The organism is Roseovarius litorisediminis, assembly GCF_900172295.1.
Classification (GTDB): domain Bacteria; phylum Pseudomonadota; class Alphaproteobacteria; order Rhodobacterales; family Rhodobacteraceae; genus Roseovarius; species Roseovarius litorisediminis.
In genome coordinates this window covers 277,031-289,178 of record NZ_FWFL01000003.1, presented here as the reverse complement: position 1 = coordinate 289,178, position 12,148 = coordinate 277,031, and the positions used below count along the sequence as shown (strand labels likewise).

The window sequence follows — 12,148 nt, the reverse complement described above, 5'->3', positions numbered from 1 at the left end:
CTGCTCGTGGGATGGATGTATTTGAACCCTGGCTCGTTACAGCAGCTTTGGTAGCTCTGGTTCAGATTCACGATCGCTGACCTTTAACCGGGTTCTATGGGCGGCCCAATACATTGTCACCGCTACCTTGGCTTCACGCCAGCGACGAGATGCAAACTTTTTCGAAAGCAGGTTCTAAACGCATTAATTTGGGCCGTTCTCTGAGAAACTTGATGGAAACAGTGACCCGAGAAAGCGAAAGATGATGCGCTTGGCAGACTTTCGGTTGAATGATTTGGGATGAAGTAGGTAATCGGTCCACATCCCCTCAAGCAAAGCCAATGAGCCGTGTGTCGCATCTCTTGCAACGACCGAAGGGTCTGGGAAGTCAATTTTATGCACAATGCTTTCGAAGGCGTTGAACATCAAATCGCGGAGCCTGTTGTCACGGGTGTCGGAATAGCGGCCAATCCCAGGATGATTGCGCGATTCACCACGAAAAGCATACCAAACTCTTACAGAGCGTTCATTCAGCACGCTCTCGCTAAGGTCATTTTCTATCACCGCTGCAATTTGTTCCTGAGGGCTGATGCCGGATTGGGCAAGCGCAGCTTGCAGGCCGGTGAAATCTTGAACAATTTCCTGATCTATTCCGATCACGTGGTGGGTTACAGATTTGTGCCCACTGCGTTGCAAGAAACCGATATCCAGGTCGTTTGGTATGTCCGTGGAAATGCAGTAGCCGGCAAGGACTATGACCGCGACATGCTAACCTGGTTGTGGCACGTAACGTCGCTTGATGACGAACGGATCATTCGGATCAATCAAGAAGGTGTCAATTCGCACCATTTTGTACCCGGCCCGCTGTCTCAAATGGAATGGGGAATTCAGTCGTTTTATGACAATTACCTAGGTATGATCCGATCAGATAGCTGACCAAAGCCCTTCGCGTTTCAGATCTTCTGTGGTCAGCTGAATCCCCTCGGCCAAAATGTCGAACATTTCGTCAATCTGGTCGATGTTGGTTCAGGGCCGCGCTCACCCACACATGGATTTTGTTTGCAGGCGGCGTTTCTACAGCACTGGACAATGCCGGGAATGCAGTTGAGTGATGACCCCTGCGCATTCAGGTAAATGTCCGTTAGTTCACTTTGCGATCTAACTTAACCAAAGACAGCATATGCCGCCGTGGGGGCCCGAGGCGTGCGAACCAGGATCAGCGCCGTTCCCAGCGATGCATCACATCGCCGCCCACATCCCGCGTCTCAATCAGCGTAAACCGCGCGGCCTCTTCCAGCCGGGCAATGCCCATGGCACCAATGGCAGGCAACCCTTCGGCACCGATCGCCAGCCCGGCGGTAAAGCCCACCAGTTCATCCACCAGCCCGGCAGACAACAATGAGGCCGCCAGCGCACCGCCGCCCTCGCAGAATACCCGTGTCAGCCCCAGATCCCCCAGGGCCTGCAGCACCGATGCCATGTCCAGGTGTCCGCCGGTCAACTGGCACGGCACCAGCGTGGCGCCGATCCCCTCCCAGGTTTCCGATAAAGCCGCATCCGCGTGAGGGCCGTGGCACAGCCATAGCGGCACCTCCTTTGCGGTCATCGCCAATTTCGACATCATCGGCAGGTCTAACCTGCGGGAAACAACGACGCGCACCGGCTGTCGCGAAACCCCCATGTCGCGCACGGTCAGCATCGGGTCATCGGCCCGTGCCGTCCCCGCGCCGATCATCACCGCATCATGCTTTGCCCGCAACCCGTGCACCGCGCGGCGTGCTTGCGCGCCCGTGATCCATTGGCTGTGCCCCGTGGCCGTCGCGATCCGTCCGTCAAAGGAACTGGCCAGCTTCAGCGTCACCCGGGGCCGTCCCTGTTCGTTGCGCCGCAAAAACCCGTCCAGTTCCTGTGCTGCCTGCTTGGACAAAACACCGGTTGTCACTTCGACCCCCGCGGCGCGCAGCATCTCGAACCCCTTGCCCGACACACGTGGATCATTATCCGCAAACGGCGCCACCACATGCGCCACCCCTGCGTTAATCAGGGCCTCGGCACATGGCGGTGTTTGCCCGTGGTGCGCGCAGGGTTCCAGCGTGACATAGGCCGTGGCACCTTTGGCCGCCGCCCCGGCCTGTGCCAGCGCCAGCGGCTCGGCGTGGGGCCGACCACCCGGCGCCGTCCAGCCACGCCCGACAATCCGGCCGTCTTTCACAATCACACAGCCAACTGCCGGGTTGGGCCAGCACTGACCCTGCCCGCGCCGCCCCAGCATCAATGCCAGGGCCATGAACCGGGTGTCAGCCGCGCTCACTCTTCCGTTTTGACGTCTGTGTGGGCGTCGTCTGGGCGCAGTTCGCTGACAAACTTGTCAAAATCGTCTGCCGCCTGAAAGTTCTTGTAGACGCTGGCAAAGCGCACATAGGCCACGGTATCAATCCGCGCCAGACTTTCCATCACGATCTCACCCACGGTTTTTGACGGGATATCCGTCTCGCCCATGCTTTCCAGCCGCCGCACGATACCAGAAATCATCTGCTCCACGCGGTCCGGCTCGACCGGCCGTTTCTGCAGCGCGATCCGGATCGAACGCTCCAGCTTGTCGCGGTCGAAATCCTCGCGCCGGCCGTTGGATTTCACCACGACCAGATCACGCAGTTGCACGCGCTCATAGGTGGTAAACCGTCCACCACAGGCCGGACAAAACCGCCGCCGCCGGATCGAGACATGCTCCTCCGCGGGGCGTGAATCTTTTACCTGAGTATCAATATTTCCGCAAAACGGGCAGCGCATCGGCCGTCCCCCTTTTCTTCTCTGCCTTCTTGGTCATGGGTCTTCGGCCCAGTTATCCACAGCCACTATAGGACAGCAACAAGGTTTTGGGTAGGGGGGAAATTACACCGCTAGATAGGCCGCTACCTGTCGCGTGTGAGGGGCATTTCGGTGTTCAAACAGGTAGATTCCCTGCCAGGTTCCCAATCGCATCCGTCCGTTTTCCACCGGAATACTCAGGCTCACCGGCATCATCGCCGCCTTGATATGGGCGGGCATATCATCGGGGCCCTCGTAGGTGTGGGTCAGATAGGCCATGCTCGGGTCAGTGGTTGGCGGCACCAGGCGGTGAAAAAAATTCCGCAGATCATTCTGCACCTCCGGATCGGCGTTTTCCTGGATCAAGAGCGAGCACGAGGTATGGCGGACGAACAGCGTCAGCACCCCGCTGCCCTGCACCCAGGCCGCTACCTGATCGGTGAACTCATAAAGACCGGGGCCGCGCGTGGGGATTTGAAACGTGGTCTGCATGTATCACAGCATAAGAAAGAGCGCGGTCGCTGTCTTTACCTTTCACCAGCGCACGCCCGGTTTCTGCCATCGTCACCTTTGCCAATCCGGCAGTTTTTTCGGTCAGGATGTCTTGCACATTTGTAAATCCGCCGCGCTCTGTTGCCAGCGGAATTCCTCCACCGGGGCAAAACGTACGAAACCCGCGTACGAAACGTACAAAACGTACGCGGTCGCAGGCGACGTGGGGGGCGCATTTATGGCGCACCTCATCTCGTAATCAAACTGCGTCGGCTCAGCCGAAGATCGCCTCGCCCTGCTCGTCGATCACCTGTTTCGCCTTGCGAACCGAAAAGCCTTCGGCGTCTTCAACGCTCCGCAGAACATCGGCACGCCGCAGGTCATACACCTTCACCTCACCCGCGATCTCTTTTTCAATCCGGGCACCCAAGCGATAGCCACCCTCACAAGACTGTGGATCGGGCACAATGCGAAAGCCCTTGTAGATCTCGGCCTGAACTTCGGGTTCAGGTTTGGAACCGGCCCCGAACAATTTTGAAAACAGAGACATCTGTCGCCTACTGATCCAGGAACGACCGCAGTTTCCGGCTCCGCGAGGGGTGCTTGAGCTTGCGCAGCGCTTTCGCCTCGATCTGACGGATACGTTCACGCGTCACGCTGAATTGCTGGCCGACTTCTTCCAGCGTGTGATCGGTGTTCATGCCAATGCCAAACCGCATCCGCAAAACCCGTTCTTCACGCGGCGTCAGCGACGACAGAACCCGCGTTGTGGTTTCTTTCAGATTGTCCTGAATCGCCGATTCCAGAGGCAGGATAACGTTCTTATCCTCGATGAAATCACCCAGTTGGCTGTCTTCCTCGTCGCCAATCGGGGTCTCAAGGCTGATCGGTTCCTTGGCGATTTTCATCACCTTGCGAACCTTCTCCAGCGGCATTTGCAGCTTCTCCGCCAGTTCTTCCGGCGTCGGCTCGCGGCCGATTTCATGCAGCATCTGGCGGCCCGTGCGGACCAGCTTGTTGATCGTCTCGATCATATGCACCGGAATACGGATCGTGCGAGCCTGATCGGCGATACTGCGGGTGATCGCCTGACGGATCCACCATGTTGCATAGGTCGAGAATTTATAGCCGCGGCGGTATTCGAACTTGTCCACCGCCTTCATCAGGCCGATGTTACCTTCCTGAATAAGATCAAGGAATTGCAGGCCCCGGTTGGTGTATTTCTTGGCAATGGAAATAACCAGCCGCAGGTTGGCTTCGACCATTTCCTTCTTGGCGGTACGGGCCTCTTTTTCGCCCTTCTGCACCTGCTGTACGATGCGGCGGAACTCCGGAATATCAAGTCCGACATACTGCCCCACCTGGGCCATATCCGAGCGCAGCTCTTCGACTTTCTCAAGTGAGCGTTCCATGAACATCTGCCAGCCGCGACCCGATTTTTGGGCCATATCATCCAGCCAGTTCGGATCCATCTCGCGACCGCGATATTCGTCGATGAATTCCCGCCGGTTAATGCGGGCCTGGTCGGCCAGCTTTACCATGGCGGAATCGATCTGCATGATCCGGCGGTTGATGCCGTACAACTGGTCAATCAGCGCTTCAATCCGGTTGTTGTGCAGGTGCAGTTCGTTCACCAGTTCAACAATTTCGGCGCGCAGCTTCTGATAGGTTTTTTCCTGCTTGTCCGTGAACGAGTTATCCTCATTCAGCGTTGCCGAAATGCGGCTGTCCTGCATCTCGGACAGCTTGACATAGTCGTCCGCGATCCTGTCCAACGTTTCCAAAACACCAGGTTTTAGCGCCGCCTCCATTGCGGCCAGGCTCATATTGGCCTGTTCGTCTTCATCATCATCGTCGTCATCGGCAATCGGATTGCCATCTGCATCCAGTTCGGGCTGATCATTGGCCGATTTGTCCGAGGGCGGTGCAGACACGTTTGCAGCAGCCACAACCGGTTCGGTTGCATCTTCATCGCCCAACTGGTTACCGAATGTCGCTTCAAGGTCGATCACGTCACGCAGCAGAATGTCTTCACCCAAAAGCTCGTCGCGCCAGATGGTGATGGCCTGAAAGGTCAGCGGGCTTTCACACAGGCCTGCAATCATCGTGTTGCGACCAGCCTCGATGCGCTTGGCGATTGCAATCTCACCCTCGCGGCTCAGCAGTTCAACGCTGCCCATTTCACGCAGGTACATGCGGACCGGATCATCGGTACGGTCCAGCTTTTCTTCTTTGCCCGAACCAAGCGTGATTTCACCACGCCGGCCGACTTCGGCCAGGGCGGTTGTCTTCTGCTCTTCTTCCTCGGCTTCTTCTGCCTCGATGATGTTGATGCCCATTTCACTCAGCATCGACATCACGTCTTCAATCTGTTCCGAAGACACCTGATCGGGCGGCAGAACACTGTTTAACTGATCGTAAGTGATAAAGCCCTTCTCGCGGGCCTCAGCGATCATTTTCTTAACCGCTGCCTGGCTCATATCAAGCGAGATCTCGGTGTCGGAATCGTCGGACTTTTGGTCGTCGTTATCTTTGGCGGCCATGAAAGACTCCTGAATATGAGCTGGGCACTGATTCGATATTCGAATCAATAGCGCGATCTGGTGATTCGCACACCCGTTTACCCTGTTTTCTTTACCTATTCCTCACCAAAATCCTTCAACGGCCCGATTTGGAAAAGGTTATCTTGTCAATTAACGCTTCAAACTGTTCACGTTCACCACGGTTGATTCGGGCGCCATTGTCGCCCAGTTCGTATTCTGTCGTATCCTCTTGCTGGCTGCGCACCGCGCGATTTCGGGCTTCGGCAGCCTGACCCAGACGCCAGGTTACCCCCTCATCCGCAATACCAACAATGTCTTCGGCTGCCTCGGATACCTCGGCGCTGACGCCGCGCTCGGCTTCAAGTTTTGCCAACTCCTCGGCTACGGCCATTCGGGCAACGTCTTTATCTCCCGCATTCCGAACGGAAGGGGTAAGCGCGACATGGGGCAGCGACATCAGTTTTTCAAGGGCATCGGGCCCCAGGCGCGCCTCTATTTCACCCTTCAGTGCCTCGGCGCCAGAATGCCAATGCCGCAAAATAATCTCGCGCAGGTCCGAATGCCGCCTGTCGAGGCATTCCATTCTATCGATCGCGACTTCAAACTCTTCAATAAGTTCGGGGCACCCCAGCAATGTGGCAAGTATCACCGCTTCTCGCAGGTGCGTTTCGGCCTTGTCACCCGCCGCAACAAGTAACGAGGATTTGGTGCTGGCCCTTGCCGTAGGTTCGGGTTGCCATTTACCCCCCTTGCCGCGCGCAACAGGGGTACGGCGCGGGTTGAAAAGCTGCCACCGCATATCCTTGATCGCCTGACCATAATGGCCACGGATAGACGGATCGCGGATCAGTTTGATCTTTTCACGCAGGGTTTTGTCCAGCGCGGCCTTGCGTTCGGGGCTGTCAAATTCACGCCCGTCGGTCTCATGCTTCCAAAGCAGCAGCACCATCGGCAGGGCTTTGTCCAAAAGCGCCTGCACCGCCCTTGCCCCTTCGGCGCGGATCAGATCGTCCGGGTCTTTGCCCTCGGGCATCAGCACAAAGCGCAGCGATTTCCCTGCCTCAATCAACGGCAGCGCCAGATCAATCACCCTGTAGGCCGCGCGCATCCCGGCAGTGTCACCATCCAGAGCGATGATCGGTTCATCAGAGATGCGCCAAAGCATTTGCAACTGGTGCTCGGTCACCGCCGTACCCAGGGGGGCCACGGCCGCGCCAAAACCGGCCATGGCCAGCGCGATCACATCCATATAACCCTCGGCGACAATCAGAGGCTGGCCTTTGCCTGCCGCCTCGCGGGCCGGGCCCTGATTGTAAAGCGTGCGGGATTTGTCAAACAACTCGGTCTCGGGCGAGTTCAGATATTTGGCATTATCGTTGGGGTCCATCGCGCGGCCCCCGAAGGCAATACAGCGCCCGCGCGCATCTCGGATCGGAAACATGATTCTGTTGCGGAATGTGTCATAGGGTTTACCGCCCTTTTGCGACGGCTTGGCCAGACCGCAGCCCAGAATCAGATCATCCTCGACTCCCTTGTTTTTCAGGTGATCCCATAGCCCCTGCCAGGCATCCGCAGCAAAGCCGATCTCGAACCTGTCCTGTCCCTTCTGGCCCAGCTTACGCCTGTCCAAATAATCACGTGCCGGCTGACCTGCCGCGGTTTTCAGTTGCAGTCTGAAGTGGTTAACGGCCATCTCCATGACCTCGGCCAGTTCGGTGCGCTTGTCGGCCTTGGCCTGCGCCTGCGGGTCGCGTTCGGGCATTGGCATGCCTGCCTCACCCGCCAGGATGCGCACCGCTTCGATGAAATCGACATTCTCGGTTTCGCGCACAAAACTGATCGCATCACCCTTGGCATGACAGCCAAAGCAATAGTAATAGCCTTTTCTGTCATCCACATGAAAAGACGCGCTTTTTTCCTGGTGGAAGGGGCAAGGTGCCCACATGTCACCCTTGCCCTGATTGGACTTGCGCGTATCCCACATGACCTTGCGGCCCACAACCTGACTTAGCGAGGTGCGGGTTCGCAGTTCATCCAGAAATCCGGGTGGCAGACTCATGTTTCATTTATCGGTCTCAGAGGCGGCACTGTCCAGCCCGTTCGACGGAAATGCCCCGAACGCGGCGCGCTATTGCGCCAGACAGGCCTCGACATAAGCCGGGGCCACCTCATCGGTCAGCAGAGGCTCATCAAGCGTATAGACCCAATCCACGATGGGCTGAACGGCCGGCTTGAAGGTTGCCTTGTCGCCCTCAAGCGATTTCGAGATCGACTTGATCGTAGCTGCATTCGAGGCCCCGCTCACACGCAAGGTGACAGCGGCACCAACGATCTCACCGGACGTATTGCACAGAAAGGTTTTGTCCTGTGCCGCAAGGGGCGTTGCCAGCAATAGGGTGAAACCAGCAATTTTTAGGGCGGTGGTTACCATTGGTGCCTCGTTGATTGTTCCGGCGTTGCCACAATCTATCGCAAGCTTTGCCGCTTGTCAGGGGCCCGGCCAAGGGAATTCTGCGCGGCAAACCACTTTGGCAAGCAAACAGTCTGAATCAGCCGTTGCGGGCTGCAACGCTCTGCATTGCGGTTTTCAGGTCGTGCACCAGCGTTTCGGCCATGCTGCGGAACACCATGATCTGATAGCTGTTCGACCCTAGCCGGGTGATGCTTGCCATCATGTGCTGCAATTCGGTCCGCGCGGTGTGGCCCCGCTTGAAGGCGCCGTCGCGCAGGTCAATCGGTGTCAGGCGCGCCAAGACTTCTGCGGCGCCCGCCCCGTCCAGCCGCACCACGGCCCAGGCATCAGATTGATCGGTAAGCGCGGCATGTTGGGCCAACGCGGCATCCGGCACAGGCCCCATCAGAAGGATCATCCTTTGTCCGAACCAGATCGCGCGCGCGCCTTCTTTTCCTGTGGCACGTCCCGGCGCCGGAGCGGCAATGCCATGCGTTGATTTCAGCACCGTCGACAGTGCCTTTTCACACCCCTTGTAAGGTGCGACCGAGGTCATCATACTAGGGGGCACTTCTGTCACAGTGGTAGTGCCGATGGTCAGCGGCAACAGCCCTTCGCAGGGAGTTTTGGCAATAATATCAACCACGAACGCGCCCTCCCTCGGGATCAAAGACAACCGGATCATGCACTTCGCACAGTGTGACCGAGCCGCGCAGATGGTCGTGCATGCGCACCACCTCGCCATGCCGCGCACGCCCGTTCTTCAAAAAGGCCAGCCCAAGGAAATGCCCGCAGGTGGGTGAAAACGCCACCGAAGTGATATAGCCCTGATCATTGACCCTGATCGCGTCGTCATCGCGGTTGAAAAGATGCGCCCCGGCGGTCAGCTCTTTGACCGCGCCGATGGGTTTCAGGCCCACCAGTTGTTCGCGATCCTCATCCACAAGCCCGGGCCGTGCGGCAGCCGCCTTGCCGATGCAATCCTTTTTCGCACTGATCATCCGCGCCATGCCAATATCGAACGCGGTGATGCGTCCGTGGATTTCGGAATGGGTGATAAAGCCCTTTTCGATCCGCAACACATTCAGCGCCTCCATCCCGTAAGGGCCGCCGTTCATTGCTTCGGCCCGCGCGACAAGTTCGCGGAACACGGCATCGCCATAGCGCGACGGCACGGCCAGCTCATACGCATGCTCGCCTGAAAACGAGATGCGGAAAAGGCGCGCCTGCATCTCTCCAACTGATACTTCACCGCAGGCCATGAAAGGCCATCCGGTATCGTCAATTTCCTGATCCAGGAGCCCGTTCAGCAAACTGCGCGATTTGGGCCCGGCAACGGCAAACTGCGCCCATTGTTCGGTAACCGAGATAAAACGTACGTCCAACTGCGGGCACAGGCACTGATGCACAAATTCCAGATGGCGCATCACCTGCCCGGCAGCAGCGGTGGTCGTGGTCATAAGATAGTGCTGTTCCCCCAGACGAGCCGTGGTGCCGTCATCCATCACATGCCCGTCTTCACGCAACATCAGACCATACCGCGTACGACCGGTCTTGAGCGTGGAAAAGGTATTTGTATAGACGAAATCAAGGAATTTCCCCGCATCCGGCCCCTGGATATCAATCTTTCCCAGGGTCGAGACATCACAGATACCGACCGCGTTGCGGACCATGGCCACCTCGCGGTCACACGATTGCCGCCAGTGGGTTTCACCAGGTGCAGGAAAATAGCTGGGCCGGTACCACAGCCCCGCTTCGATCATCGGCGCCCCGCGCTGAATGCTTGCCTTGTGCGAGGTGGTAAAGCGTTGTGGCGCAAACCCGGCACCCTGCGCCCCGGCCCCCATCGCCGCGATGGCAACCGGAACAAAGGGCGGGCGAAACGTGGTAGTGCCGGTTTCGGGGATGCCCCGGCCGGTCGCATCCGCCAGCACCGCCAGCGCCCCAATGTTTGAATTTTTGCCCTGATCCGGCGCCATGCCCTGCGTGGTGTAGCGTTTCATATGCTCGACCGAGCGGAAGTTTTCAGCCACAGCCTGCTGTACATCCTTGACCGTCACGTCATTCTGGAAATCAAGCCAGGCGCGCCCTCTGCCCGGCACGGACCACAGCGGCAGGATGTCATAGTTGCTGTCTTCGGCCATCGGCGCGGCCATGTCAGGGGCAGTCAGGCCAAGGTCCTCGGCTGCCCGCCTCCCTGCTGCAATCCCGCTTTCCAGACAGGCGCGGGTTGAGAAATCGCCCTGACAAGCCCCGGCAACGGACAAACCCGGAATGGCACCTGCAACCGGGACAAAGGCTTCAAGATCGGCATTCCAGACCGGCCGCGCGCCCATATGACAGGTCAGGTGCACAGACGGGTTCCAGCCGCCCGATATCGCCAGCGCATCGGTGCGGATCTTTTGGGTGCCACTTGTCGTCGCAACCGTGATTGCTTCAAGTGCCTTGCGGCCATGGGCATTGCACACCTCGGCACCCGGGTAAAAGGGGATATCCAGATCGCAGGTCGCATGGTGGCGCGCATCGATCAGCGCACTTACATGCACCCCTGCCTCAATCAGGTCGGCTGCAGTGCGATGGGCGCTGTCATTGTTTCCAAAAACAGCAATATTGCGCCCCGGAACCACATTCCAGCGGTTGGCATAGGCCCGCACCGCCCCCGCCATAAGGATACCGGGGCGATCATTGTTCGCAAAAGCGATCGGGCGCTCGATTGCACCAGCCGCCAGCACGGCGCGTCTGGCAGTGATCCGCCAGAAACACTCGCGCGGCGCGCCAGCACGCGCGACCATCTGCGGGCCAAGTTTCTCCAGCGCGCCGTAAGTGCCCTGGTCATAGGCCCCGGTCACTGTGGTGCGCGTCATGATCCGCACATTGCCCATTGCCGCCAGCTCTGCCGTAACCTCGGCCGCCCAGACAGCCCCGCGCGCGCCATCCACCTCGAAACTTTCAGCGTTCAGCCGCCCTCCGGCCCGCGTGTCTTCCTCTGCCAGGATAACATCCGCCCCGGCCCTCGCCGCGGTCAGCGCTGTCATCAGCCCGGCGGGTCCGGCGCCGATCACCAGCAGGTCACAATGCGCATATGCCTTTTCATACTTATCGGCATTGGGCTTGCCCGAAAGCGCCCCCAACCCGGCGGCACGACGGATCACCGGCTCGTACAACCTTTCCCAGAACGCCCGGGGCCACATGAAAGTCTTGTAATAAAAACCGGCCCCCAGAAACCGTGCAGCCAGATCATTGAGCGCCAACAAATCCCAGTCCAGCGTCGGCCAGCGATTCTGGCTCCGCGCCATCAACCCTTCAAACAGCTCTTGGGTGGTGGCCCGCACATTTGGCTCCTGCCCCGCCTCCAGCCCAAGTGTAACCAGCGCGTTGGGCTCTTCACTGCCTGCTGTCATTACCCCCCGCGGGCGATGATATTTGAACGACCGCGCCACCATCCCGACACCGTTGGCCATCAACGCCGAGGCCAGCGTATCGCCTGCGAACCCCTGATAGAGGTGGCCGTCAAAACTGAATCCGACCGGGCTGCTGCGGTCAATCAGGCCAGTGCCTTCGACTCTCATGCGCCCGCCCCTTTCACATCCGCTGCCAACTCGGCACTGAGCACCTCATGTGTCACCGTATTGCGTTTCACCACCAGCCAGGCGGAACACCCCATTTCATGATACCAAAGGTCTTGCGTCACACCTGCCGGGTTCTCACGATTGTGGATATAGTCGTCCCATGCGGCCAGATCTGCATCTTCTGCCGGTCGCTCCAACGCCACCGCATCGCCGACATAGTAAAACTCGCGTCGGTCGCGCTCTCCGCAATTTGGACAGATAATCCTCATGGCTGCGCTCCGCTCCTGGTGACTTTCATTTTTCCT

At 58.5% G+C, this 12,148-nt stretch carries 12 protein-coding genes; 1 reads left to right on the top strand and 11 read right to left on the bottom strand.

Annotated features, from left to right (window positions below):
• Nucleotides 1-183: 183 nt before the first annotated feature.
• On the bottom strand, nt 184-675 hold the full coding sequence (locus PEL8287_RS20285) for a TetR family transcriptional regulator C-terminal domain-containing protein (protein WP_235862233.1): 492 nt from the start codon (nt 673-675) through the stop codon (nt 184-186).
• Between PEL8287_RS20285 and PEL8287_RS20280 the strand changes: the two genes are divergently transcribed.
• Nucleotides 640-915 carry an SRPBCC family protein gene (locus tag PEL8287_RS20280; protein WP_235862229.1) on the top strand — a complete coding sequence of 92 codons (276 nt, stop codon included), beginning with the start codon at nt 640-642 and terminating at the stop codon, nt 913-915. The genes PEL8287_RS20285 and PEL8287_RS20280 overlap by 36 nt on opposite strands.
• A gap of 280 nt (nt 916-1,195) precedes the next feature.
• Here the strand turns inward: PEL8287_RS20280 and ribD are convergent, their stop codons facing one another.
• The 10 genes from ribD to PEL8287_RS07465 all read right to left on the bottom strand — a co-directional run bounded on the left by ribD (nt 1,196) and on the right by PEL8287_RS07465 (nt 12,112).
• Nucleotides 1,196-2,266, bottom strand: coding sequence for a bifunctional diaminohydroxyphosphoribosylaminopyrimidine deaminase/5-amino-6-(5-phosphoribosylamino)uracil reductase RibD (gene ribD / locus PEL8287_RS07515; protein WP_085891959.1), 1,071 nt, complete (start codon nt 2,264-2,266; stop codon nt 1,196-1,198).
• Nucleotides 2,267-2,286: 20 nt separating this feature from the next.
• Complete coding sequence (gene nrdR / locus PEL8287_RS07510) at nt 2,287-2,769, bottom strand: transcriptional regulator NrdR (RefSeq protein WP_085891754.1); 483 nt, start codon at nt 2,767-2,769, stop codon at nt 2,287-2,289.
• A gap of 102 nt (nt 2,770-2,871) precedes the next feature.
• Entirely contained in the window at nt 2,872-3,279 is a 408-nt protein-coding gene (locus tag PEL8287_RS07505; RefSeq protein WP_085891753.1) for a secondary thiamine-phosphate synthase enzyme YjbQ, read from the bottom strand.
• 274 nt (nt 3,280-3,553) lie between these two features.
• Nucleotides 3,554-3,829 (bottom strand): HlyU family transcriptional regulator, encoded by a 276-nt coding sequence (locus PEL8287_RS07495; RefSeq protein ID WP_085891751.1) that lies wholly within the window; start codon nt 3,827-3,829, stop codon nt 3,554-3,556.
• 7 nt (nt 3,830-3,836) lie between these two features.
• Nucleotides 3,837-5,822, bottom strand: a complete 1,986-nt coding sequence (rpoD, locus tag PEL8287_RS07490) for an RNA polymerase sigma factor RpoD (RefSeq protein WP_085891750.1) — start codon at nt 5,820-5,822, stop codon at nt 3,837-3,839.
• Between the two features lie 115 nt (nt 5,823-5,937).
• Nucleotides 5,938-7,881 (bottom strand): DNA primase, encoded by a 1,944-nt coding sequence (gene dnaG, locus PEL8287_RS07485; protein WP_085891749.1) that lies wholly within the window; start codon nt 7,879-7,881, stop codon nt 5,938-5,940.
• A gap of 69 nt (nt 7,882-7,950) precedes the next feature.
• A complete protein-coding gene (locus tag PEL8287_RS07480) occupies nt 7,951-8,253 on the bottom strand; it encodes a hypothetical protein (protein ID WP_085891748.1) in 303 nt (100 codons plus the stop codon).
• Between the two features lie 118 nt (nt 8,254-8,371).
• Nucleotides 8,372-8,920, bottom strand: coding sequence for a sarcosine oxidase subunit gamma (locus PEL8287_RS07475; RefSeq protein ID WP_085891747.1), 549 nt, complete (start codon nt 8,918-8,920; stop codon nt 8,372-8,374).
• On the bottom strand, nt 8,913-11,843 hold the full coding sequence (locus tag PEL8287_RS07470; protein ID WP_085891746.1) for a sarcosine oxidase subunit alpha family protein: 2,931 nt from the start codon (nt 11,841-11,843) through the stop codon (nt 8,913-8,915). Before PEL8287_RS07470 ends, PEL8287_RS07475 begins: the two co-directional genes overlap by 8 nt.
• Nucleotides 11,840-12,112 (bottom strand): sarcosine oxidase subunit delta, encoded by a 273-nt coding sequence (locus PEL8287_RS07465; RefSeq protein ID WP_085891745.1) that lies wholly within the window; start codon nt 12,110-12,112, stop codon nt 11,840-11,842. Before PEL8287_RS07465 ends, PEL8287_RS07470 begins: the two co-directional genes overlap by 4 nt.
• Nucleotides 12,113-12,148 lie beyond the last annotated feature (36 nt).